Source organism: Mycolicibacterium austroafricanum, assembly GCF_902705885.1.
In the GTDB taxonomy this organism is placed as follows: Bacteria; Actinomycetota; Actinomycetes; order Mycobacteriales; family Mycobacteriaceae; genus Mycobacterium; species Mycobacterium vanbaalenii_A.
On the sequence record NZ_CACSIP010000021.1, the window covers coordinates 23,288 to 46,895 of the forward strand.

Annotated in this window: 24 protein-coding genes and 1 pseudogene; 10 read left to right on the forward strand and 15 right to left on the reverse strand. The window is 65.4% G+C overall.

The features are described 5' to 3' along the window. Positions 1-11: 11 nt before the first annotated feature. Positions 12-1,424, forward strand: a complete 1,413-nt coding sequence (locus BEMPMBAN_RS14815) for a type IV secretory system conjugative DNA transfer family protein (protein ID WP_159231173.1) — start codon at positions 12-14, stop codon at positions 1,422-1,424. A 764-nt stretch (positions 1,425-2,188) separates the two neighbouring features. Here the strand turns inward: BEMPMBAN_RS14815 and BEMPMBAN_RS14820 are convergent. The 4 genes and pseudogenes from BEMPMBAN_RS14820 to BEMPMBAN_RS14835 form a co-directional block, all read right to left on the reverse strand. Continuing rightward, positions 2,189-2,743, reverse strand: coding sequence for a TlpA family protein disulfide reductase (locus tag BEMPMBAN_RS14820; protein ID WP_234897464.1), 555 nt, complete (start codon positions 2,741-2,743; stop codon positions 2,189-2,191). Positions 2,744-2,879: 136 nt separating this feature from the next. Next, positions 2,880-4,484: an apolipoprotein N-acyltransferase gene (gene lnt, locus BEMPMBAN_RS14825; protein ID WP_159231175.1), complete on the reverse strand. Its 1,605-nt coding sequence runs from the start codon at positions 4,482-4,484 to the stop codon at positions 2,880-2,882. A gap of 44 nt (positions 4,485-4,528) precedes the next feature. Next, positions 4,529-5,104: pseudogene (locus BEMPMBAN_RS14830) on the reverse strand (P-type ATPase actuator domain-containing protein); the annotation flags it as partial. After that, on the reverse strand, positions 5,097-5,474 hold the full coding sequence (locus BEMPMBAN_RS14835) for an ArsR/SmtB family transcription factor (protein ID WP_159231177.1): 378 nt from the start codon (positions 5,472-5,474) through the stop codon (positions 5,097-5,099). The pseudogene BEMPMBAN_RS14830 and the gene BEMPMBAN_RS14835, both read right to left, overlap by 8 nt. A 142-nt stretch (positions 5,475-5,616) precedes the next feature. Between BEMPMBAN_RS14835 and BEMPMBAN_RS14840 the strand changes: the two genes are divergently transcribed. After that, positions 5,617-6,384, forward strand: coding sequence for a cytochrome c biogenesis CcdA family protein (locus BEMPMBAN_RS14840; protein WP_159231180.1), 768 nt, complete (start codon positions 5,617-5,619; stop codon positions 6,382-6,384). Beyond that, the gene (gene resB / locus BEMPMBAN_RS14845; RefSeq protein WP_159231182.1) at positions 6,381-7,973 is read left to right on the forward strand and encodes a cytochrome c biogenesis protein ResB; all 1,593 of its coding nucleotides are present in this window, start codon (positions 6,381-6,383) and stop codon (positions 7,971-7,973) included. Before BEMPMBAN_RS14840 ends, resB begins: the two co-directional genes overlap by 4 nt. Before the next feature lie 273 nt (positions 7,974-8,246). On the opposite strand, the gene BEMPMBAN_RS14850 is transcribed toward resB, so the two are convergent. Together BEMPMBAN_RS14850 and BEMPMBAN_RS14855 are read right to left on the reverse strand one after the other, a co-directional pair. Next, complete coding sequence (locus BEMPMBAN_RS14850) at positions 8,247-8,498, reverse strand: hypothetical protein (protein ID WP_159231184.1); 252 nt, start codon at positions 8,496-8,498, stop codon at positions 8,247-8,249. Positions 8,499-8,751: 253 nt separating this feature from the next. Continuing rightward, on the reverse strand, positions 8,752-9,219 hold the full coding sequence (locus BEMPMBAN_RS14855; protein ID WP_234897465.1) for a helix-turn-helix domain-containing protein: 468 nt from the start codon (positions 9,217-9,219) through the stop codon (positions 8,752-8,754). Between BEMPMBAN_RS14855 and BEMPMBAN_RS14860 the strand changes: the two genes are divergently transcribed. Next, on the forward strand, positions 9,218-10,174 hold the full coding sequence (locus BEMPMBAN_RS14860) for an alpha/beta hydrolase (protein WP_234897466.1): 957 nt from the start codon (positions 9,218-9,220) through the stop codon (positions 10,172-10,174). The two genes, BEMPMBAN_RS14855 and BEMPMBAN_RS14860, sit on opposite strands and share 2 nt — an antisense overlap. A 24-nt stretch (positions 10,175-10,198) precedes the next feature. Here the strand turns inward: BEMPMBAN_RS14860 and BEMPMBAN_RS14865 are convergent, their stop codons facing one another. From BEMPMBAN_RS14865 to BEMPMBAN_RS14875, 3 genes are all read right to left on the reverse strand, one after another. Next, positions 10,199-10,864: a peroxiredoxin gene (locus BEMPMBAN_RS14865; RefSeq protein ID WP_159231187.1), complete on the reverse strand. Its 666-nt coding sequence runs from the start codon at positions 10,862-10,864 to the stop codon at positions 10,199-10,201. Between the two features lie 461 nt (positions 10,865-11,325). Continuing rightward, positions 11,326-12,474 (reverse strand): NAD(P)/FAD-dependent oxidoreductase, encoded by a 1,149-nt coding sequence (locus BEMPMBAN_RS14870; RefSeq protein WP_159231189.1) that lies wholly within the window; start codon positions 12,472-12,474, stop codon positions 11,326-11,328. 89 nt (positions 12,475-12,563) lie between these two features. Continuing rightward, positions 12,564-12,863, reverse strand: coding sequence for a rhodanese-like domain-containing protein (locus BEMPMBAN_RS14875; protein WP_234897467.1), 300 nt, complete (start codon positions 12,861-12,863; stop codon positions 12,564-12,566). Between the two features lie 226 nt (positions 12,864-13,089). On the opposite strand from BEMPMBAN_RS14875, the gene BEMPMBAN_RS14880 reads away from it, so the two are divergent. The 3 genes from BEMPMBAN_RS14880 to BEMPMBAN_RS14890 all read left to right on the forward strand — a co-directional run bounded on the left by BEMPMBAN_RS14880 (position 13,090) and on the right by BEMPMBAN_RS14890 (position 15,676). Then, positions 13,090-13,359, forward strand: coding sequence for a metal-sensitive transcriptional regulator (locus BEMPMBAN_RS14880; protein ID WP_159231199.1), 270 nt, complete (start codon positions 13,090-13,092; stop codon positions 13,357-13,359). 70 nt (positions 13,360-13,429) lie between these two features. After that, positions 13,430-14,203, forward strand: coding sequence for a sulfite exporter TauE/SafE family protein (locus tag BEMPMBAN_RS14885; RefSeq protein ID WP_159231201.1), 774 nt, complete (start codon positions 13,430-13,432; stop codon positions 14,201-14,203). Between the two features lie 99 nt (positions 14,204-14,302). Then, on the forward strand, positions 14,303-15,676 hold the full coding sequence (locus BEMPMBAN_RS14890; RefSeq protein ID WP_159231203.1) for an MBL fold metallo-hydrolase: 1,374 nt from the start codon (positions 14,303-14,305) through the stop codon (positions 15,674-15,676). A 581-nt stretch (positions 15,677-16,257) separates the two neighbouring features. Here BEMPMBAN_RS14890 and BEMPMBAN_RS14895 read toward each other — a convergent pair. From BEMPMBAN_RS14895 to BEMPMBAN_RS14920, 6 genes are read right to left on the reverse strand one after another with little or no spacing between them, the layout of a single operon-like run. Beyond that, positions 16,258-16,851 (reverse strand): cadmium resistance transporter, encoded by a 594-nt coding sequence (locus BEMPMBAN_RS14895; RefSeq protein ID WP_159231205.1) that lies wholly within the window; start codon positions 16,849-16,851, stop codon positions 16,258-16,260. Next, a complete protein-coding gene (gene lspA / locus BEMPMBAN_RS14900; protein ID WP_159231207.1) occupies positions 16,848-17,354 on the reverse strand; it encodes a signal peptidase II in 507 nt (168 codons plus the stop codon). Before lspA ends, BEMPMBAN_RS14895 begins: the two co-directional genes overlap by 4 nt. Beyond that, positions 17,351-19,315: a heavy metal translocating P-type ATPase gene (locus BEMPMBAN_RS14905; RefSeq protein WP_159231209.1), complete on the reverse strand. Its 1,965-nt coding sequence runs from the start codon at positions 19,313-19,315 to the stop codon at positions 17,351-17,353. Before BEMPMBAN_RS14905 ends, lspA begins: the two co-directional genes overlap by 4 nt. Beyond that, the gene (locus BEMPMBAN_RS14910; protein WP_200845986.1) at positions 19,312-19,725 is read right to left on the reverse strand and encodes an ArsR/SmtB family transcription factor; all 414 of its coding nucleotides are present in this window, start codon (positions 19,723-19,725) and stop codon (positions 19,312-19,314) included. The genes BEMPMBAN_RS14905 and BEMPMBAN_RS14910 overlap by 4 nt, the downstream gene beginning before the upstream one ends. Before the next feature lie 17 nt (positions 19,726-19,742). Then, entirely contained in the window at positions 19,743-20,711 is a 969-nt protein-coding gene (locus BEMPMBAN_RS14915; protein WP_159231211.1) for a sterol desaturase family protein, read from the reverse strand. A gap of 47 nt (positions 20,712-20,758) precedes the next feature. After that, positions 20,759-21,529: a helix-turn-helix domain-containing protein gene (locus tag BEMPMBAN_RS14920; RefSeq protein ID WP_159231303.1), complete on the reverse strand. Its 771-nt coding sequence runs from the start codon at positions 21,527-21,529 to the stop codon at positions 20,759-20,761. A gap of 120 nt (positions 21,530-21,649) precedes the next feature. Here BEMPMBAN_RS14920 and BEMPMBAN_RS14925 point away from each other — a divergent pair, with 120 nt between their 5' ends. The 3 genes from BEMPMBAN_RS14925 to BEMPMBAN_RS14935 are packed head-to-tail and all read left to right on the forward strand — an operon-like array spanning position 21,650 to position 23,590. Then, a complete protein-coding gene (locus BEMPMBAN_RS14925) occupies positions 21,650-22,276 on the forward strand; it encodes a class I SAM-dependent methyltransferase (RefSeq protein ID WP_159231305.1) in 627 nt (208 codons plus the stop codon). After that, positions 22,276-22,947 (forward strand): methyltransferase family protein, encoded by a 672-nt coding sequence (locus BEMPMBAN_RS14930; protein ID WP_159231213.1) that lies wholly within the window; start codon positions 22,276-22,278, stop codon positions 22,945-22,947. The genes BEMPMBAN_RS14925 and BEMPMBAN_RS14930 overlap by 1 nt, the downstream gene beginning before the upstream one ends. Continuing rightward, positions 22,940-23,590: an adenylate/guanylate cyclase domain-containing protein gene (locus tag BEMPMBAN_RS14935; protein ID WP_159231215.1), complete on the forward strand. Its 651-nt coding sequence runs from the start codon at positions 22,940-22,942 to the stop codon at positions 23,588-23,590. The genes BEMPMBAN_RS14930 and BEMPMBAN_RS14935 overlap by 8 nt, the downstream gene beginning before the upstream one ends. Positions 23,591-23,608 lie beyond the last annotated feature (18 nt).

Genomic DNA, 23,608 nt, shown 5'->3' on the forward strand with positions numbered 1-23,608 from the left:
ACGATGACGTCATGAGCACGCGTCCCGAGCCCTACAGCCCCTATTGCGGGCTGGTGGTCAACAAAGACGAGCAGTACGAGAAGGTCCAAGGTGCACCGCATCTGGCGATCAGCGCCCCCACCCGTACCGGCAAAACCCGCCGCCTGCTCGCCCCGGCCGCGGTCATGCACCCCGGGCCGCTGGTCGCGGTGTCCAGCAAGGAGGACCTCGCCGAACTGGTCTTGATGCGGCGGGTCGGTACCACCGCCGTGATCGATCTGCGTCCGGAGAAGACACTCGTCTGGCCCGAAGGCGTGCGCTCGATGGTCAGTGATCCCACCATGTCGATTTACTCGGCCGATGAAGCCTTGACCGTCGCCGAAACCATGCTCGCCACTTCCGGTGTCGGCTTCGGTGGAGCCTCCGGTGGCCAGACCGTGGCCGCGGGCGGACTCTGGGAAATCCAAGCGAGCCGACCGCTGGCATGCCTGCTCTACGCCGCCGGCCCGCAAGGCAACAGAAAGGGCATGCCCTGGGTCCTCGAAGCAGTCGAGAACCTCGGCATCGACGACGAAGACGACGGCGGGCAGCCGCCGCTGGAGGCCACCCCATCGTGGGTGACCGCCGCCGCGCTATGCCCGCACCCCCAGCTCGCCGACCCCATGCAGCGGGTCCTGACGATGGACGGCCGGATGCGCGACAGCGTGGCGATCACCGTCTCGAAAGCAGTCACACCCTGGGTTCGACTCGGGCTCAGCACCACCGCCCACCTCGACGGCCGCAATGCGATCGACCAACTCAGCATCGACGCCTTCGATGTCACGATGCTCGACGACCCCGAGGCCAGTCTGTTCGTCATCGCCCCCAACACCGGCACCGTCGCCGGGGCTGCCGTGGCGCTGATCGACTCGATCATCCGGCACTTCCGCAAGCGCACCGCCCAGCACCAGCTCGAACATCGGCTACTGCTCGAACTTGACGAGGTGTGCAACTCCTGCCCGCTGCCGGCCCTGCTCAACTACGTCGGTGAATCCGCCGGTCTCGGGGTGAACATCATGGCCACCGTGCAGGCCTCCAGCCACTTCGATGTCGTCTACGGACCCAAGTACGCCGACGCCCTGCGCGACGTGTTCCCCGGCACCGTCGTGATGTACGGGGCACATGAGCGCCACCTGCTCGAACAAGCCTCGCACTGGCAGGGACTGGGCACGCGGCGCACCGAATCCTACGAGCCAGAGGGCGGAAGCCGTTCGCAGTCCTCACAACTGGGCTCCATCATCGACTGGCAAGAACTGCTTCCCCAGAGCTTGGAAGAGGCCCGTCTGCTGCTGCGCGGAACGGCGGGACGCCGGGTGCAGATCCCGGACTGGAGCGATTTCCTCAAGATCTATGACGAAGCGATCGAGGCTCGTCGGCGGCGACATCCCGCGAGGGTTTCGGCCTGATCCAGTCGGGCTGTGCAACCGCGGTTTATGCCCAGTTGAACGCGCTGCACGTCATGAGTGCGACGACCACCAGGCGTAGAGGCTTTCGAGGGTGGCGCCGGGCGCCGCGGATCGAACGACGCTGAGCAGACGTTTCTCATCATTGGTCCACGCCACGAGAGGCTGACCGGCCTGGACGCCGCAGAACACCAGTCCGCGTGTGACCGTGGGGCTGTCGTTGCGCCGCCACGGGCCGGGAGTTCACTCGCCCAGTCGACAGCTGTCGAGTCAACCCACCATGTGGCCCGACATGACAGAAAGTGAGACATCGTCAACTGCAGAAACATCTGGTCGGCACTGGTGTACCGGGCCCCGGTGTAGTCGCGTTCGCGCACCGCAGTTGAGTGGGCGGTAGAAACGGCGTCGCCGTAGGTGCCGTCGCTGACGTCCAGGAGTGAAATCAGGCGGTGCCGCAATGCGTCTGGCAGCTCAGGAGCGGGCTGATGGTGCCGTAGGCGGCGCATTAGCCAGCGTCCGCAGTGCGGGATTGACCGCCGCGGCGAGCCGGGAGTTTACGAAATACGCGATAACCCAAACAGTCCGAATAGGTTTCGTGAGGTAGCGGACCCCTCTCCCGCGTAGGACCACGCAGCCTCGTCCCCTTGATGTCGGGTTTTGGGTTCCATCTTCCGTCGGATTGTTCGAACGCTGAGCAAGTACGCTCTTCGTTTGGTCTGTGCCGCATCCCAGCCCGGCAACTTCAGAGCTAAAGAACTCTGCCAACACTAGGATTCCGACAGAAGGCGATTCAGCAGCGGCCTTAGGTCGTCGGCGAGTAAAGCCATCAGGTAGACCGCTGCCACTCGGTGTTGGCGATCAAGCACCATGGTGGTGGGAACCACACTGGTGGGATAGTTGCGGCCCAGGGCGATGAGGGTGCGCATCTCGGGGTCGAAGATGGATGGGTAGCTGACGTTGCGGTCGGTCTTGAAGTCACGTGCTGCCTGGAGATCGTCGCGAACGTCGATGCCAAGGAACTGGACGCCGCGGGAACGGTATTCATTGAAGGCCAGTTCGAGTTCGGGGGTCTCGGTGCGGCACGGGGCACACCATGATCCCCAAACGTTGATGACGACGATCTTGCCGGTGAAGTCGGACAGGCTGACGGTTTCGTCTGTCATCAGATCCGGACCGCTCAGCGCGCCGATAGTGCTTCGCGAGTCTGCTGGATCGTAGTAGATGACTGTCTTGCCGCCAGGCGATACGAAGTCGAAGTTGCCAGCTTGCGCATCTGTTCCCGCGTTCGAGCAGGCAGACAATAGTGTGAGGATCGCGACCACGAGGACCGCCAGTGGCGCGGTGCTCCTACGTTTGCATCTTAGCTGTCTGGCCACTTGTCCTCTGTATCATCGAGATTCACGTACCTACTGTTTCGAATAATAGGTACCTGGTGTCGAGCCGACGGACATGCTCGCATCATCCGCTTGACGATTTACGCCACGACGGCCTATAGCGCTGGATCGCCACTAACAAGAGCGCAGCGATTGCCAAAGCGGTGACGACCCCGTGAATGATCGGGGTCCACCGCGTGGCCGGGGTGAGTTCGTCGTTGAGTTCAATGCGGCTGATCAGATAGTCGGCGGTGAAGAAGGCTGTCTCATCGACAACCCGGCCCTCCGGCGTGATGATGGCGCTGACACCGGTGGTGCCTGCCACCACGACGGGTCTCTGGTGCTCGAGGGCGCGAATCTTCGCGAAGGCGAGAAACTGCCGACTCATAGTTTCGTTGAAGGTGGCGTTGTTGGTCGGGATGACCAACACCTGGGCGCCGTTACGAACCGATTCACGAGGAGCACGGTCGAAGACCGCCTCCCAACAGGTGGCGATGCCGACAGAAACACCGGCGGCTTGTACGACACCGGGGCCGGCCCCGGGAACGAAGAAGCCTGCGCGCTCCGCATAACCCGAGAAGAGCCGGAAGAACTCTCGCAACGGCAAGTATTCACCGAATGGTTGCAGGATCTTCTTGTCGTGTCGGGCGCCGGGTCCGTCCTCAGGTGACCAGAGAATCATGGTGTTAGAGGTGGATCTGGGGTCGGTGCTCTGTGGTGGGTTGCTCAGGACGGCCCCGACCAGAATTGGCGCGTTGATCGCCCGCGCAGCAATGTCGATTTGTTGCGATGCATCGTTGTTGATCAGTGGGTCGATGTCGGAGGAGTTTTCTGGCCACACCACCAGAGCGGGTTGAGGCGCGCGGCTGGCCCGAACGTCGTCAGCGAGACGCAGAGTCTGCTGAACGTGGTTGTCCAGCACGGCGCGACGCTGTGCGTTGAAGTCCAACCCGAGGCGCGGCACGTTCCCCTGCACCGCCGCAACCACCAGAGTCTGCTTCTCACGATCCGAACGCCAGGGCTCCCAGGCGAGTCCGGCGAGGGCCGCCAGACCCAGTGCCGTTGACAGCGTGACTACCGCGCTCCGCCGTCGGTGTCGACCCGGGCCAACGAGCGCCGCCGTGACGGTGAAACCGATCAGCGCCGTGGTGAACGAGATCAGAGAAGGTCCGCCCCAGGGTGCCAGTTGCGACAGCGGCCCGCTAGTTTGACCGAAAGCCAGTACACCCCAGGGAAATCCGCCGAAGGGCACGGCACCCTTCAAGAGTTCCACAGCGACCCACCAGGTGGCCCACCACAGTGGCCAGCCCGGTTGATCGCGCAGTGTCACGGCGGCGGCACTGAACAGTGCAGTAAACGCCGCGCATAGAGTGCTCAAAGCCAACCACGGAACGATGCCGACCAGAGCGCCGGTCCACGGTAAGAGTGGCAGATAGAACGCCAAACCGAAGACGAAGCCGTATCCCAGCCCGCCGGCCACGGTGGTGTTGCGGTGGGCCAGAACCCAGCCCAGCAGAGCGAGTCCGGCGCACGCGGCAAGCCACCAGTCGGTCGGAGGAAAGCTGCTCCACAGCAAGCCGCCGCCGGCGACAACGGCGATCAGCCGACGAGGGATCAGCCGACGAGGATCGCATCGGGCGCCCGGTGAACCGGTGCCTGACGCCGCGACAGCGGTGGGGAGGGTGTCCATATTTGGCTGCTCGGCGGGTTCACCGGCTATGTTCCGGCCACTCACCCGGTGATGTCCGACAGATCCAGGCTGGTCCGTCCTGCGGTGATGGTTCCGTCGGTGGCGGCCCGCTCGCCGGGGCGCAGAATCATCACGTCGCCGATGACGAGTTCGCCGGGTGAGACGGTGAGTTCGGTTCCGCCGCGGGTCACCGACGCCTTGGGTGGCACCAGCGACAACAGGGCACGCAACCCTCGTCTGGTCTTGGCCACCGCGTAGTGCTCGAGACCTTCGGCGATGGAGAACAAGATGCCCAGCAGCGCGGCTTCGGCGAACTGGCCCAGCGCCACGGCGCCGATGGCGGCGACGGTCATCAAGGTGTCTACGCCGATGCGTCGGTGCCGCAGATTGCGCAGTGCGTCGGGTACGAACGTGGACGCAGCGATGACGACGGCGATCAGCTCGAGCGTCAGGCCGATGCCGGCGTAGCCTGCTCTACCGATCAGCCAGCCAAACCCGAGCAACACCGCAGCGGCCACGGCCATCTGCAATTCACGTACCTGCCAGAGCTTTTCAGGTCCGGACTCGGGTTCGCCGGACTGCTGACCCTCTGGCTGCGGTCCGCAGCATGCATCAGACACGATCGACCTCCTCAACGCGAACCGAAGCGAGCACGGCGGCAGTCAAGTGGACGCCTAGCGGGGTGAGCCGATACATCACCAGCTTGCCGTCGCGGCGAGAAGCGACCAAAGCGGCGTTCTTCAACTGCCGCAGATGATGTGACACCAGGTTCTGCGCCGAGCCGACCACCCAGGCCATATCGCAGACACACAACTCATCACCGTTGCTCAACGCCGTCGCGATCATCAGGCGGGTGGGATCGCTCAGCGCCTTGGCGGCTGAGGCCGCCGACTCCACCTTGCTCGGTGCCGGCAGCGAGGCGCGGATGGCCTCGGCGTGCGGCAGATCAAGACACAACAGATCGCAGCTGTCGACAGGCGGATCAGTCATGGCAACATACTAACGGGCGTTGAGATGGTCCTCGCGGGCTCGGGCCACGAGAACGTACGGGGCAGTCGTGGTTTTAACTTACTACTCTATGTAGTAAGTACGTAGATTTCTTGAGGATGTGGTTCGACATGCATTGGCGCCGATGAACAGTTTCACCGAGATCGCCATGTCAGGCAATATTGTGCCGGCACTGCTGGTGTCCGTGCTGGCTGGGATCGTCTCGTTCGCGTCTCCGTGCGTGGTGCCCCTGGTGCCGGGGTATCTGTCCTATCTCGCTGCCGTCGTTGGCGTCGACGAGGACAGCCGATTTAGATCACGTGGGGTGCGTTTACGGGTCGCCGGTGCCGCAGGGCTGTTCATCCTTGGTTTCACGGTGGTATTCCTGATGGGCACCATCGCGATTTTGGGCCTTACCTCCACAGTCATCAGCAACCAGTTGCTGCTGCAGCGGATTGGCGGTGTCCTCACGATCGTGATGGGCCTGGTGTTCATGGGCTTCATCCCGGCACTGCAGCGCCAGGCCCGGTTCACGCCGAAGACGGTGTCCACCGTCGGCGGTGCCCCGCTGCTCGGGGCGGTCTTCGGGCTCGGCTGGACGCCGTGTCTGGGACCTACGCTCACCGGTGTCATCGCGGTCGCCTCGGCCACCGAGGGATCGAACATCGCCCGCGGTGTGGTGCTGGTCATTGCCTACTGTCTGGGTCTGGGTATTCCGTTCCTCCTACTCGCATTGGGTTCAGCACGTGCGGTACATGCGCTGGGGTGGCTTCGCCGGCACACCAGGACGATTCAGATTTTCGGGGGTGTCCTGCTCGTCGCCGTGGGAGTGGCACTGGTGACCGGCTTGTGGAACGAGTTCGTCACCTGGATTCGTGACGCGTTCGTCACCAACACCACGTTGCCGATATGAGACGGGCGTTGGCCTATGTCCGCAACACCTGGCGTGCCCTCACCTCGATGGGCACCGCGCTCGTCTTGTTGTTCTTGCTGGCATTTGCAGCGATACCGGGCGCGTTGTGGCCGCAACGCGCGGTCAACCCGACGACCGTAGCCGGCTATCTCGCCGACAATCCGCGACTCGGTCCGTGGCTGGACCGGTTCCAGGTCTTCGACGTGTTCTCCAGCGTCTGGTTCACCTCGATCTATGCCTTGCTGTTCGTCTCGCTGATCGGTTGTCTGACACCGCGATTGATTGAGCATGCCCGCAGCCTTGTGGCAACACCGGTGCCGGCGCCGCGCAATCTCAGCCGGCTCCCGAAGCACCGTGCAATGGTCATCAACGGGGATCCTGACGCCCTCGGCGTCGCAGTCTCCGACACTTTGCGCCGATGGCGCAGGACCACCCGCAGCAACGACGGCTTCGTCGAAATCTCGGCGGAGAAGGGCTATTTGAGGGAGGCAGGCAACCTGGTTTTCCACTTCTCGCTCATCGGATTGCTCGTTTTCATCGCGGCCGGGAAACTGTTCGGCTACGAGGGAAACGTCATCGTCATCGCCGACGGGGGACCAGGATTCTGTTCGGCCTCGCCCGCGGCGTTTGATGCCTTCCGTGCGGGCACAACCGTTGACGGTACCGCGCTATACCCAATCTGCCTGCGCGTCAACGATTTCGAAGTTGATTTCCTGCCGAGCGGACAAGCGGTGTCATTCGCCGCGGACACCGTCTATCAGGCCGGCGACGACCTTGTAAACGACACCTGGAACGCTTATCAGCTGAGAGTCAACGAACCACTGCGGGTCGGCGGGAACCGCGTGTATCTGCTCGGGCACGGCTACGCACCGACGTTCACGGTCACCTTCCCGGACGGGCAGACACGTACCCAGACCCTGCAGTGGCAGCCCGAGGACCTGCAGACGTTGCTGTCCTCGGGTGCTATGCGTTTCGACCCGCCGGCGGGCAGCTACCCCGACCCCGATGAGCGCCGCAAGAATCAGATCGCGCTGGCAGGGTTGCTGGCGCCGACGGCGCAATTGGACGGCACACTGTTGTCGTCGGCGTTCCCTGCCCCCAACGATCCCGCCGTGGCGATCGACATCTACAAGGGTGATACCGGCTTGGATTCTGGTCGCCCGCAATCGATCTTCGCGTTGGACAGGCGCATGATCGGGCAGGGTCGTCTCAATCGGATGGCCAGGGTGAACCTGGGTCTGGGCGAGGAGACACGCCTTGACGACGGCACGGTGGTCCGTTTCGACGCGGTCACCGACTTCGTGAGTCTGCAGGTGTCACATGATCCGGCGCAGATCTGGGTGCTGGTGTTCGCCATGACGATGATGGCCGGCCTGCTGGTCTCGCTGATCATTCGTCGGCGACGGATCTGGGTGAAGATCAGCAGAGACGAAGGCGGCGGTGCTCTGACGGTCGAGGTCGGCGGGCTGGCGCGCACCGACAACGCCGGGTGGGGTGAAGAATTCGACCGTCTGGTGATCCGCCTGTTGCCAGAAGTGTCGGAGCAACCACTGGGGACGACCACGACGAACTCCCGCGGCAGACCGTGACGGCCGGGACGCGTTGCTATGACGGCCCTGCTGACCGTGGCGTCGATGGACGCTCTCGCCGCGCCCTGATCGATGCGCATGCTGTGTCACCACGGGGATGCCGCACCCAACTATCCGCGTGGTTGTAGACACGCCCGCCCATTTCCTTGGTGACAGCCGAATCCGGCCACGCCGCTGCGAAGTTCAGACGAAAAGGCGCCTAGGCGATGCGCCCAAACAGACAGCACCGTAAGCCCCCCGACATCGATCGCGCTGGCAATAGCGACCACGATGTCAACGCTGGTTATGGATCATCTGGCTTTCGGGCGGGTCACTATGCACGTGTTCCTGCGGGATCGCTGGCGGGCTGCTGCTGTGGCTGCTGCTCAACCGCGGCAGCTGGGCCGACATCGGGATCCCGTACTTCATCGCCCTGGCCCTGTTCCTGGCGCATCGGGTCGGGTCGAGGAAGAGCAGATGGGCTTCTTCGCCCACCTCCGAAGTGACCGCGCTGCCGTCGCCAGCCGTCACCTCGGTGTCTGTCATCCTGTTGCTTCTGGTGTCGGTGGGCGTGTGGCTGCTCATCCCGGCCCTGATGATGAGGGCACCGGCATTCGGCTGCTACCTGGCTTGGGCGTTCTCCGCGTCGCTGGGCATCACCGAACTCGCTCATTTCGTTGTGCTTCTCGTTCCTCGACCAACCGGGCTACAGCTACGTTCCCGGAATGTGGGCGGTCCTCCTGCTTGCCCCGGTGGCGTGGCTGGGCATGTGGCGCTGGCCCGCGGCACACATGACCTATCAATCGCCGGCCACATCGCCGGCGGCTGATCGGTTGTCGACCCGTTCGGCAAGGACCGACTGAAACCGGGGGCACATGGCCAGGTCGCCGTGTTCGCAATTCAACCCGGAATCCACCAGGGCCAACGCTGACTGCGCAGCAGCGATGCGCTCGATCAGCTGATCGCGCTGCCGGTGCAGCACCGCGTTGCGCTTCGCCGGGGTGGCCGCGGTGAGGATCTGCCGAATGTCCTCCAGGCCCATCCCGGCACGCTTGGCTTGCAGGATCGCCGCAACCCGAAACCGGTCTGCGCGCCCGTAGACACGATGGCCCACTGAGGAGCGGTGCGGAACCAGCAATTCCACGGATTCCCAGTGGCGCAGCGCATGGGTATTGACGCCGAAATGCTCCGCCAGCTCGCCGATCGACACGTCGCCATCGTCATCGCTTGACTTCATGTCGACATTAAGGCCCAGCATCGCTGCCATGTCCATACCCGATAGTCCGATCCACCCCGCCCACCCGCATTTCGAGGTGGTACGCGAGGACCTCGCCTTCAGTTCCGGTAGCGATCGCTGCGACGGCTGGCTGTACCGGCCACGAACAGACGGCACCCACCCGTGCGTCGTGATGGCTCACGGCATCGGTGGCATCCGCAGCGCCGCGCTGCCCGAGTTCGCGACGCGGTTCGCCGCCGCGGGGATCGCCGCGCTCACCTTCGACTACCGCCATTCCGGCACCAGCGGGGGCGTACCGCGCGGTCTGATCGACATCCGCCGACAGCGAGCAGACTTGCGTGCGGCACTGGACTACGCGTGCGGCCTGGATGGCGTCGATCCGGGCCGGATGGCGCTGTGGGGGACCTCTTTCGGCGGCGGGCATGTACTGGCCACCGCCGCCGCCAACCCACGTATCGGCGCGGCTATCATCCAAAACCCCTTCGTCGACGGTCGCGCGGCGGCGGCTGCGGCGATGCGCTCGGCCGGTCGTGTCGCCACCTACCGGCTGGCTGTGCGGGCTCTTCGCGACGCGCTGCGCGCCCGCCGCGGCCGCGACCCCATCTACGTCGATCTGGTTGGCGAACCCGGCACGGTGGCGATAATGACTACACGCGATGCGAGAGCTGGATTCGAGGCGATTCTGCCACCCGACCCGATCGGTTGGGAGCCCGCCGTTGCTGCCCGTATCGTGTTGCACTTGCGATCGGATCGGCCCGCCACCAAAGCCGACCAGGTGACCTGCCCTCTGCTGGTCAGTGTGTGCGACCACGACGCGATCGCGCCACCGGATCCCGCGATTCGCGTCGCCGAAGAAGCTCCTCGGGGAGAGTTAAGCCGTTACCCCATAGGGCATTTCGACCTGTTCGCCGGGGAGTGGTTGAACCGAGTGTGCGCAGACCAAATCGCCTTCCTGCGCAGCAACCTCATTGCCGTTGTGCAGTGAACGGGTGCACGCCCGTGGGCGCCCTCAGCCTTGGGTGGGGTCGGCAACGATGCGCAGGTAGGGACGAGGGGCGGTCCAGCCGTCCGGATAGATCTTTTTGGCCTCCTCGTCGCTGACCGAGCCGGCGATGATCACGTCGCCACCTCTGTTCCACTGGGCGGGGGTGGCCACCTTGTGCGCGGCAGTGAGTTGTAGCGAGTCGAGTACACGCAGCACCTCGTCAAAGTTGCGGCCGGTGGTCATCGGGTAAACGAGCACCAACTTGATCGTCTTGTCGGGGCCGATGACGAAGACATTGCGCAGCGTCGCCATCTCGGCCGGAGTGTGACTGGTCGGGTCGCCGGCGATGTTGGCGGGCAGCATCCCGTAGGCCTTCGAAATGGTGTAGTCGTTGTCGGAAATCATCGGATAGTTGGGCGCGGTACCTTGTGTTTCGGCGATGTCGTCGGCCCATGCGGCGTGGTTGTCGAGTGGGTCGACCGACAACCCGATGATCTTGGTGTTGCGTTGGTCGAATTCGGGTTTGATCTTGGCCATGTAGCCGAGTTCGGTCGTGCACACAGGGGTGAAATCGCGGGGGTGGGAGAACAGAACTGCCCAGCTGTCGCCGATCCACTCATGGAAGTTGATCGGACCCTGGGTGGTTTGGGCGTGGAAATCGGGGGCGGTGTCGCCGATGGTGAGTGCCATTAGTGGTTGTCCTTCCGGTGTGGTGGTGGCGGTCGACGTCGACGCTAGCGGTCGAGCCTGAGGCGAACCTGAAGTCGGCGGGGGCGCGGTCAGCTTCGGAAGGTATCGACCAGTACGAGGCCGGCACCGTTATCTACTCTTGAAAGGCGCGACTAACTAATGACAGAAATTGCATTCTGGCCTGGCGCGTTGTCCGCATTCAGTCAGTCCCTTGGTGTTTAGGTCACGTAAGGCACGTCAGCAATGGGGCTCTCGTCGTCGCGAGCGATAGGAGGTCGATATGCAGGTCGGGTGGTGGTATTTGGTGGTGTGGTCGGCGGCTGAGTTGGGCGCCGGTTGCGTTCGGTTCCCAGGACAATTGGGTTCCGTACGAGGCCGAGGCGAACCGGCGCGCCGGCACGGTTGCGCGTAGCCAAATGCCCTATGTCCGGCACGGCAGCCATCGGAGACGTTTCTGTCGTTCAGCTTTCGGATCGGCCGAACCAGCGGTGCCGTCGGGTGTTGGCGAATTCGGCTTTTTCGTCGGCCAGGTCGGTGGAGGGCCCGATGAAGGGGGCGGTGGGTTTGGGCCCGGAGAGAAAGTCGGCGTCGACCTTGCCGACCTGTCCATCGCCGAACTCGATGTAGCAGACCCCGCGCCCGGAATACTTGGCGGTGAAGGGTGCTCCGTGCAGCTGTGCGGCGATGTGGGCGGCAACGGTGCGGGCAGCGTCTTCGGCGTAAACCCCGGCTCGGGGTACGGGTGCGTCGGCGCAGTCGCCGATGGCGTACACGCCAGCATGTTTGGTGGCGAGCGTGGCGGGGTCGACGGCGATCCATCCGTCGTTGCCTCCTGCAGTCAGCCCGGAGGCGTCGATCACGTCGGGGACGCGGTGTTTGGGAATGCCGATGAACAGGTCGTAGGGCACGGTGTCGGTGTCGGTGTGGGCTAGGTGTTGGTTCGGGTCCAGTGAATGAATCTTGGTGTCGGGCCGGTAGGTGATGCCACATTCGGCCATGGCGGTGATCAGCGCTTCGGACGTTTCTGGAGAGACCGGGATCGGCGAGGGCATGGGGCTGATCACCTTGATGGTGGCGGCGTCACGGATGCCCCGCTCGACCAGGTGGGCATGTAGCAGCAGGATTGCCTCATAGGGTGCCGGCGGGCACTTGAAGGGGACGCTGAGGATGCCCAGCACGATGGTGCCGCTGGTGAATTCAGCTAGGCGGTCACGCAGCCGAGCGGCCCCGTCCACGGTGTAGAAGTCGTAGCCGTCCTCGGTGAAGCCAGGTGTGGCTCCGGGCTCGTAGTCCGCGCCCAGGGCGATGACGAGGATGTCGGGCTGGTAGTCGGATTGGTCGGTGGCGACGCGGCGGGTGGCAGGGTCGATGGAGGTGATGTGTTCCTGGCGGAATTCCAGGCCTGGCCGGGTCAGCTCGGCATACGGAATGCAGACCTCCTCGGGGGTGTGGTTCTTGAACAACACGTCGATCTTGGAGAATCCGAAGGTGAATCCGTCATTGTGGTCGATCAGGATGACTTGGACCTCATCGGCGAGGGTGTCGGAGAGTTGGGCGGCTAGTTCCAGGCCGCCGAATCCGGCACCCAAGATCAGTACGTTCTTCTTCATTGGTGCGTCTCTCTTTCGTTGTGGTCGACAATCGTTGATTCAGTTGGGCTGACACCGCACACCCGGAAGGGGTGGGCGGCGACGGGTCGTCAAGTCTGAATGGGCCGGTTCTGAGCCGTCCATGGCGTCATTCCACCCCTGGCCAACACAGCGTTTCGGCGAAGGGACCTCAGGATCCGTGCACCGCGTAGGCTGCGGTTTCCCGATGCGCAGATGACATACACGGTGTCACCGTCCGGGATGTCGACGAGGTGTTCGGCCAGCAGCTTGAGTGGGATCGGCAGCGCGCCGGGAAACTGGCCCTGCGCGCACTCCCAGGGTTCGCGGACAACCACCACCGGCCGCCCAGCCGGCAGCGAGCTCCTCGACCGTGACTTCACGTGGTTCATTCACCATTCCTTGTATACCCCTACCGGTATAGCCTGTCGATGTGGCGGCGGCGACGACAGGTCACGGGTGGCCCCGACCCCTCGGTGCAACGGTGACTGATTCGGCCGTTCCGGGCCATGGGCGCACATCCGCATCGAGCGCTGTGGACGGTCGCCGCAGCGATCCTGTTTGTATACCCTGTGGGGTATACGATGGGAACTACTGCTACGGAGAAGGGAGTCGGCGATGGTCGGCGATCAGGACAGCATCGCAGTGGTGCTCAATCGGCTGCGTCGTGCGCACGGTCAGCTCGCGGGCGTGATCGGCATGATCGAGCAGGGCCGCGACTGTAAGGACGTGGTCACCCAGCTCGCTGCGGTGTCGCGTGCGTTGGACAAGGCCGGTTTCAAGATCGTGGCGACGGGTCTGCGGGAGTGCTTGGCCGGGCAGGTCGAAGGTGCGGCGGCGCCGATGACCGAGGCCGAGTTGGAGAAGCTGTTCTTGGCGCTGGCGTGAAGAGTGCGGGCGTTGCAGTGACATCGGCGGCGGAGAGAGCGGGTGGCTGGGCGTCGAAGCGGTGGCGCCGGTGACTGTGGTCATCGCCCTGGTGCTGGGTGCGGTGATCGGGGTGCTGTTGGGGTTGCTCGGCGGGGGCGGGTCGATCCTGGCGGTCCCGGCGCTGGTCTATGCGCTCGGCCTCGGGATCGAGCAGGCGATCCCCATGTCGCTCATCGTGGTCGCGGTGGCCTCGGCGGTGGGGGTGTTGCCCAAGGTACGCACCGGGCAGGTGCAGTGGCGCCTGGCCGCCATCTTCGCGGTGGCCGGAATCCCGGCCACCCTGCTCGGCAGCGCCATCGGCAGGCACCTGCCTCAGCCGGTTCTGATGATCGGCTTCGCGGTGCTCATGATCGTCGCCGGCATCCGAATGTTGGCCGATTCCGCCGACACCGGCACTGCCTGCACCGTCGGCGAAGCCGGCATCAACTGGCGTCGCTGCGCATCGCGGTCCATTCCCGCGGGCTTCGTGGTCGGCCTGCTGACCGGGCTGTTCGGTGTGGGCGGTGGTTTCGTCATCATTCCCGCCCTGGTGCTATTGCTCGGGGTGCAGATGTCCATCGCGATCGGCACCTCCCTGCTGATCATCGTCGCCAACTCCGCGGCCGGGGTGCTCTCCCACCTCAGCGGGGCAAGCATCGACTGGTCGATTACTGCGGCGTTCGTTGCGACTGCGGTCGGCGGCTCACTGATCGCCGGGCACTACGGCACCAGACTGGACACCGGCCGGTTGCAGCACTGGTTCGCCTACCTGGTCTTCGCCGTCTCGGCCTATGTGCTGCTGGACACGCTCGTCCTGACCTGACACGTCCCAACTTCATCGGTTACCCGAGTCAAGATGCTTCGATCTATACCTACCGGGGTATATGCAACCAGTACCCCGAGAACAGAAGGGAATCCTTTCGTGGACGTCACGATTATCGACACCTCCAGCCTTGGTGACCGCAGTTACCTGGTCAGCAGCGGTTCGACGGGGGTGGTGATCGATCCGCAGCGTGACATCGACCGCGTGCTGGACCTGGCCCAGCAGCGGGGGGTGCAAATCACCCACGTGCTGGAAACCCACATCCACAACGACTACGTCACCGGCGGATTGGAACTCGCCCGCACGGTGAGCGCCGAGTACGTGGTGCCCGCCGGTGACCAGGTGGACTACGAACGCCGCCGGGCATGCGACGGGGATGTCATCGACGCCGGGCCGATCCAGTTGGAGGTGATGCACACTCCCGGTCACACCCACCACCACGTCAGCTATGTGCTGCGCGACATCACCGGTGCCGTGGCCGGAGTGTTTACCGGCGGGTCGATGCTGCACGGCACCACCGGGCGCACCGATCTGTTGGGCGCCGAACACACTCACGAGTTGACCCGCGCTCAGTACCATTCGGTGCACCGGCTGGCCGCCGCGCTCCCCGATGCCACCTCGGTGTATCCCACCCACGGGTTCGGCAGTTTCTGCTCGGCCACCCCGGGCAGTGGTGATGCCTCGACCATCGCCGAGCAGCGCCTGAGCAATCCGGCGCTCACCCAAGACGAGCAGGCCTATGTCGCCGAGCTGCTCGAGGGACTGTCGGCCTATCCCGCGTACTACGCCCACATGGGCGTGATCAACCAGGCTGGACCGGCTCCGGTGGACCTGTCGTTACCCGAACCGGTCGATCCCGAGGAGGTGCGGCGCCGCATCGACGCGGGCCAGTGGGTAGTTGATCTGCGGAACCGCACCGCCTTCGCCGCAGGGCATCTCAGCGGCACGCTCGGGTTCGAACTGTCTGACAGCTTCGTCACCTACTTGGGCTGGCTGCACCGGTGGGGCGAACCACTGACCCTCATCGGGGAAACACCCGATCAGATCGCTGAGGCCCGCCGCGAACTGGTCCGCATCGGCGTCGACCACCTCGACGGCGCGGCGACCGGGGACATCGAGGATCTCCGCGCCGGAACCGAATTGCGCTCCTACCGGGTCGCCGACTTCGCCGACCTCGCCGAAACCCTAGGCAGTGGCCAGGATTTCGTCGTGCTCGACGTGCGGCAACGCCAAGAGCACGACGCCAGCCGCATCCCCGGCGCGGTCAACATCCCGCTTCACGAACTCGCCGACCACCTTCACGAACTGCCTGACACCCTGATCTGGGTGCACTGCGGCACCGGGTACCGGGCGTCGATCGCCGCCTCCATCATCGACCGGGCAGGGGGCGCCGTGGTGCTCGTCGATGACGAGTACAGCACCGCGGACACCCTGCGCCTCACCTCCACACGACAACCCACCGACTCAACTTGACCACGGGAGGGCAGAAGCCGCGAAAGGTGATGCAGGACTGGGTTGGATGAGGTGCCGGGGCACACAGATCAACCTCAGCAACTCCAATCGAGCGCTGGATAATCGCATAACCGTCCCCAGTCGAGATCGACGCCGCAGCATTGACGTCAGGGATGCGATCACTCGGCAGGAACAGAAGCGGCATCTAAGTCATGGTGTTTGGGGCTATGTCGTCGGTTTGCGCTCGGATCATCCGGCGGATACTGCAGCGGGCAGCGGCGAGATCAATGGTTACCTACCCCTGTAACGGAGTGAAGTGCCAACTTTGGCTGGCTGACCAGTGTGGCTGCGGTGATGTGTCGGTGTCCGGGTGTAGGAGTTACGTTAAGGCATGTTGCTAGTCTGGCGGCTTCGTGTGGTTCTAGTCGGCGGATCGGGAGACTGCGATGGGGTTTGACGCCCCACGTGTTGAAGGTGTTGATCGCCTCTCCCTGCTACACCGGCGGGGAACGCGAGGCGACCGAGAAACCTCCGCACACGAAGGGATCGACACCAGGGCCTTCTAGCGCTGAATCGGCGGGAGGGCGGGGGCCGCCAAGCCTTTAGAAGGCGAGGCCGCTGACCAGGATGAAGATGCCCAGGGCGATGAGGACGATCGGAAAGAGGATGTGTTCCCAGCGTTCGAGGACTTCGGCGATCGGCTCGCGGGTGGCGACGAATTTGGCGGCGATGACGAGGACCGCGACGAGCACGAGGAAGACGACACAGTAGGCCACCACGGCCGCGGGTCGGACGCTGAGGAAGACGGGGACGTAGACGCCGATGTTGTCCCCGCCGTTGGCGAAAGTGACTGCTGCGACGGTTAAGACGCCGACGTTCTTGCCCGCGAGCTTCGCGTCGTCGTCATCGCCATCGTTGTCGCGCCAGGCTTGCCATGCCGCCCACAGTCCCAGGGCCAGGGGTATGAGCCCGAAGTACGGGATGACTGCCGGAGGAAGGAACGCTCCGGCACCCAACGTCACGAGCACGGCCGCGCCCAGGATCCCCGCAAATCCCAGGTACTGGCCGGCGATGATCCGGGCCGTCGTCCCGCGTTGCCCCGCGCCGCGGGCGAAGAACAGCGAGAGCACGATGATGTCGTCGATGTTGGTGACGATGAACAGACCGATCGCGGGCAGAACCGACGACAGGATCATGCGCCCGCCCCCGGGTCTGCGGTGTCGCCTGCGCGCCAACTGGCCACAACGAGGACGGCTGCGCCGGTGACGACGAAGACGTCAGCGAGGTTGAACGTGGGGAACCACCCGGTGTGCAGGTAGTCGGTGACCAGCCCATCAGGGGCGCGGTCGATCACGTTGGCCACCGCGCCACCCAGCAGAGCGGCCAGTGCCAGTACGAAGGGCAGCGCGGCGTTGGGGGTGAAGCGGAAGGCGAACACCGCCAATGCGACCACGATCACGCCGGTGACGCCGAGCAGGACCGCTGGGGGCAGGGTGTCGCCGAGACTGAATGCCACACCCGGGTTGAAGGCCAGCCGCAGTTGTAGCAGCCCGAGATCTATTGAGCTGCCGTCGTTCAGCGCGCGGCCCGCCCACGTCTTCGCGCCCAGGTCCAGTCCCGCGACGATGACCGCCGTGGCGACCAGGATGATCCGCGCCCGAAACACCCTGGTGCCGGTGTCGGTGTGGTCGGCGGTCACGATGGCGCGCTCACCGCCGCCGCACGGGTGCGACTGGCTGGCCGTTCTACCGTCGCGGCAGCCAGCGGTGTGGTGCGCCCGGCCCGCACACCGTTGGCGATGACCACGATTTCGGCGACTTCGTGGACCAGCACTACCGCGGCCAGCCCGAGCACACCGAACAGCGCCAACGGCATCAACCCGACGATCAGGCCCAGGGACAGGCCAACGTTTTGCAGCATGATCCGACGCGCCCGCCGCGCATGGCTGAACGCTTGGGGCAGATGGCGCAGGTCGTCGCCCATCAACGCCACGTCGGCGGTTTCGATGGCCACGTCGGCGCCCATCGCGCCCATCGCGATACCGAGGTCGGCGGCGGCCAGCGCGGGAGCGTCGTTGACGCCGTCGCCGACCATCGCCGTGGGGCGCTGCGCGCGTAGCTGTTCGATCAGTCGCGCCTTGTCCTCGGGGCGTAGCTCGGCGTGCACGGCCTCGATCCCGACATCGCGGGCCAACGCGGCTGCGGTGGCTGCGTTGTCGCCGGTGAGCATCGCCACGTGATAGCCGTCGCGGCGCAGTTGGGCGACGACCTCGGCGGACTCTGGGCGCAGCTCGTCGCGCACCGCAATTGCACCGATGACCTGCCCGTCGTCTTCGACGAGGACGGCGGTGGCCCCGGCGTGCTGCATCCGCGCCACGTCGCCGGCGAGCAGCCCGGGGTCGAGCCAACCGGGGCGGCCCAGCCGGATGGTGTGACCGTCGCGACGTCCGGTGAGCCCGGCACCTGTGACGGCCTCGACGTCGGTGGCAGGCATGACGTCGTCGACGGCGGCCAGGATCGCCGCAGCCAGCGGGTGCTCGCTGCGCGCTTCCAAGGCGGCCGCCAGATCCAGCACCTGCTCGCGCGTCACACCGTTGGTGGTGGCCACGTCGATCACTGCGGGCCGGTTCGCGGTCAGCGTGCCGGTCTTGTCGAGGGCGACGCCGCGTATCTTGCCCAGCCCTTCCAGCGCCGCGCCGCCCTTGACCAGGGCACCCAGCTTGCTGGCGGCGCCGATGGCGGCCACTACGGTGACCGGCACCGAGATCGCCAGCGCACACGGTGATGCGGCGACCAGCACCACCAGGGCACGTTCGATCCAGGTGGCCGGGTCACCGAGCAGGCTGCCGATCACCGCGATTAGTGCCGCGGCGATCATCACCCCGGGTACGAGGGGTTGGGCGATGCGGTCGGCCAAGCGTTGGGAGGCGCCCTTGCGGGACTGTTCGGCCTCCACGATGCGCACGATGCGGGCCAGCGAGTTGTCCTCGGCAGTGCTGCTTACCTCCACCTCCAGTACCCCGGTGCCGTTGATCGACCCGGCGAACACCTCATCACCGGGCCCGGCTTCCACGGGAACCGACTCGCCGGTGATGGCCGAGACATCGAGGGCGGTGCGGCCCAGCCCGATGATGCCGTCGGTCGCGACACGCTCACCCGGCTTGACCAGCATCCGGTCGCCGATCCGCAAATCCGCAGGCGCAACATTCTTTTCCATCCCGTCACGCAGCACGGTGGCCTCGTCGGGCACCAGCGACAGCAGCGCGCGCAGTCCGCGGCGGGTGCGCGCCACCGAGTACTTCTCTAGCCCCTCGCTGATGGAGAACAGGAAGGCCAGCATCGCGGCCTCACCCACCTCGCCGAGGATCACCGCGCCCACGGCGGCGATGGTCATCAGCGTGCCGACACCGATCTTGCCCTTGGCCAGCCGCGTGAGCGTGGATGGCACGAAGGTGTAGGCGCCGACCAGCAGTGCCACCGCTTCGAGTGTGAGGACGACCGGCTCGGCGGCGGCGAGGAATCCGGCGATGAGGGCTGCCAGCAGGAACACCCCGGAGATGGCGGCGAACTGCAGTTCCTTGATCTGCCAAAGCCGTTCGGGCTCGTGCTCCTCGTCGTCGCCGCGGGGTTCATCGTTGCCGCAGCCGCAGGCGTCGCTCATCGGCGACCCTCCTCCGTATCGATGGTCGTGCCCGTGCGGGGGCGGGTTCCGTAGTTGGGACACAGCGCCACCGTGTTACCCGTAGCGGCCAACAGCGTTTCCGCCGCGGCCAACAGGTCGAGCAGTTCGGGGCGGGTCAGCGAGTAGAACATCTGTCGGCCTTCGGGGCGCCCGATCACCAGGCCGCAGTCCCGCAGACACGCCACATGAGCTGAGACGGTGGACTGCGCCAAGCCCAGTTCGCCGATCAGGTCGACGACACGTGCTTCCCCGTCGGCGAGTCGGCGCACGATCGCCAGCCGGGCGCCGTCGGAGAGGCTGTGGAACAGCGCCACCGCAGCGTCGAGGTTCGAGGAGGTTCCCCCTGAGGTGCTGCCAGCAAGGCACGCGTTCGATTCATTCATCGCCATACGGCGATGATAGCCGCTTAACAACGATACTTCGAGCCGGGGTCGGATGATCCCGTCCTCTGCGCCTCGTTGGTGGACGCGGTGGCGGTGGGTGTGAGGGTGCAGCCGCCGCCTGGGGTGAATGGGTAGATCATCTGCTGCAGGTAGCCGTTGGGGTAGTCGGGTTTGGCGGCCATGCCGAGCTGGGTGGAGTCGAAGCGTCGGGTGGGGTCGTAGGAGTAGGTGCGCAACAAGTGATCCCACACCAGAGTGAACAGGCCGAAGTTGACGTCGCCGATACCGGCCCATTTGAGGTGGTGGAAGCGGTGGCCCTCGTTGAGGGCCAGGACGTACTTGGCGGGGCCGATGCGGTAGTCGGCGTTGGAGTGCTGCAGCAGCAGCTGGATCGCGACGGCCAGGGCCAGCACGGAGGCCACGTCGACCGGTAGCCCGATCAGGATCAGTGGTGCGACGCCAGCGGCCATTTCCACGGTTTGGTGCAGGGGGTGTTTCATCAGGCCGTTGAGGCCGTAGAAGCGGGTGATGCTGTGATGCACCGCGTGGAATCGCCACAGCACGCCGATCTTGTGGCTGGCCAGGTGCACGACGGTGATGCCGAGGTCGGCGATCAGAATGGCGGCCAGGACCTGCACGACGAATGGCCAGTTGTGTGGCCACAGCTGCGGCGCGGGAACGACCGCGGCCAGCAGTGGGATGGCGGCGACGCTGGCCAGGATGAGGGTTTCGTTGACCGCGACGTGGATGCGGTCGCGGGTGGTGTCGGCGCGATCATGGTTCCAGTCGCGGTCATACGGAATGATCCGCTCAACCAGAAACGACGTCGCGATCGCGACGACCAGAACGACCAGCAGCCAGTACTTCGGGGCGCCGGCGGCGGTCAGGGCAAGGGCTGCGCCGTTGAGGCCGATCAGCATGAACGGCACGTAGCCATAACTGGCCACCGCCTGGGCCGCAGTGGTCGTCAATGTCGAAGAAGTCGTACTCATGCCTTGATCATCACGGTCACCGCCGTGGCGGCGCTTGAACGATTCGGCTACCCGCCGCTGTCGAGGTCCCAGGACACGTGCCGACTCAGCATCGAGGGCGCCAAACCGAACATCTCGCGGGTGGTGCGAGTGAGGTGAGCGCTGTCGGCGAACCCCGCACCGTGCGCGGCGCCGGTCAGATCGTCACCGGCCTGCACCCGGGTGATCGCGATCTGCAACCGTGACCACAGCACGTAGCGGCGCAGCGGGATGCCGACCTGCTCGGTGAACAGATGCGTCAGCCGGCTCGCCGAGATCCCCACCTGCGCAGCCAGTTCCGTACCGCTGACCGGGCCTGCCGCCACGAGGTCGGGCAGCAGCCGCAACGCGTCATCGATCACCGGGTGGCGAGGCGCGACGTCGTCTCCGGCAGTGGCGGGTGCCAGGTGCGCGATCAGCTCGTCGACTACGGTGGCCAGCGCTCGTCGACCGGTGAAGGCAAGCACTGGGGTGACAGTCCACCCGGAGCGGACCGCGCGCACGTGCGCGGACCGTCCGGGCGCGGACTCTGGGTCGAGGAACACCATCGCGCCCTCCTCGGCTCCGACCTCGATCCGGTGCGCTGTGTCGGCGGGCACGACCACCTTCGTGCCTCGGTGTCGCGCGCCGTGCTCATCGAGCACCGTGAAAGCCGTTGTTGCGGCGATGATCTGAACGGCGTGGTGAGCGTGGGCATCGGTGATGCCGATCGACCCGGTGAAAGCCAGCACCCCCGGGCGCAGCAGCGCCGCCCCACCCCAGCGCGGTTCAACGGTTTGATCACCGCCAGACCTATTCATCGCCACGAAACGATGATAGCGTTCATATTGATCGCCAGATGACGATGCCACCCATGTAATCCGATGGGTCAGGCACCAGTGGCGATTCGGTCTGCTGGGGGAAAGGGGACTGCAGTGTTGATGAATCGGGCCGAGACTGCCTTGATCAATTCTCCGCCTCGGCGGTGGCTGCAACGCTTGTACGAGGTGCCGGTACTGCTGCGCTTCGGGGGCCGGCTCCTGCCGGGCAGCAGAGCCCTCGAAATCGGCTGCGGATCGGGCTACGGCTCGCAGCTGGTGTTGCAGCGATTCGGCGCCGAGCGGATCGACGCCCTCGACCTGGACCCGGCGATGATCCGCCGGGCCCGCGGGCGGCTCGCCTCCTATGGTGACCGGGTACACCTGGTCCACGGCAGCGCCACCGACCTTCGAGCCGCGCTGAACGCCGACGATGGCAGCTACGACGCGGTGTTCGACTTTGGGATCATTCATCACATCCCGGACTGGCGCGCCGCGGTGGCCGAAGCCGCCCGGGTGCTCGCCCCCGGTGGACGGTTCTACTTCGAGGAAGTCACCGCCCACGCCCTCAACCGTCCCACCTACCGGAGATTGTTCGACCATCCCACCGACGACCGATTCACCGCCGACCAGTTCCTTCAGGAACTGCGCCGCCACGGCCTGCTCATCCTCGGATCGGTCACCCGCATCCAGGGCGATTACCTACTCGGCGTCGCCGCCAAGCCACTCCCTGCGGCCGGTGCTCGATGATGGCCGCCGCGGCACTGGCCCTGTTCGTGGTCATGATGCTGATCCTTGGGGCGCTGCGCACCCTCATTCAGCGCCGCCGCACCGGTGACAGCGGCAACCGGCGCACGCTGTCACCAAGCGGCTCGCTGGGATGGTCGGCGCTCACCGCCACCGACATCGGCTACCTCACGGTGGGTGTAGGTGGCCCGCTGGCGGCCTGGCTGGGCCTGCCTCCCGTGAGCGCGCTGCAGCACCCTCCCGTTCAAGTGCTCGGCGTTGTCCTGGCGGTCATGGGCATCCTGGCCGCGTTCGAAGCGCAGATGGCGCTCGGCGCGTCCTGGCGGATCGGGGTCGACGACCGGGAACGCACCGCACTGGTCACCACCGGCCTATTCGGCTGGGTGCGCAACCCCATCTTCACCGCGGCGCTCATCGCGTTTCTCGGCCTGGCGCTGATGGTCCCCAACCTCGTCGCGCTCATCGGCTGGGTCCTCGCCCTGAGCGGCATCCAGACGCAAATACGGCTGATCGAAGAGCCCCACCTGAAACGCGTCCACGGCGAACCCTACACCCGCTACGCCGCCAGGGTCGGGCGCTTCCTGCCCGGATTGGGGCGCCTCCGCACCGACCGTCGCGACACCACCGAGGTCGACCGCAACGATCGCGAAGCAGACGGTGGACAGCATGGGTGAGACCGCCTCCACCGACGCGACTTTCGCGTTCGTCGACCTGTCCGGTTTCACCGCCCTGACCGAAATGTGCGGCGACGAGCAAGCCGCTCACCTCGCCGGAAGACTAGTCGAACTGACGCGTGACTCGATGGCCCTCGATGTCACGCTGGTGAAGACCATGGGTGATGCCGTGATGCTTCACGCCCATGGCCCCGACACCATGATGGCGACCATCCTTGACCTCGCCGACCGCGCCGCCGAAGAGGACGGCTTCCTCGGACTGCGCGCCGGAGTTCACCACGGCAGCGCAGTCCAACGGGACCACGACTATTTCGGCCACGCCGTCAACACCGCCGCACGCGTCACCGCGCTCGCAGGCGCCGGCCACGCCGTCATCACCGAACCGGTCCTGCCCGCGTGTAAAGCCCTCGGCGTCGCAGCCCACCCGCTGGGCGCCACCGCGCTGCGCAATATCAGCGCCCCAGTGGCGGTGTACAGGGTGCAGCTACGGCCGCCGCAATACCCCACCGATCCGGTCTGCCGCATCCGCATCGACCCACGCACCGCCACCCACCATCTGCGCCACAACAACGATGACCTCTGGTTCTGCTCCGACCGCTGCACCCAACGCTTCGCAGCACACCCCGCCAGATACGCGATCTGACGCCACGGTGCTAGTCGC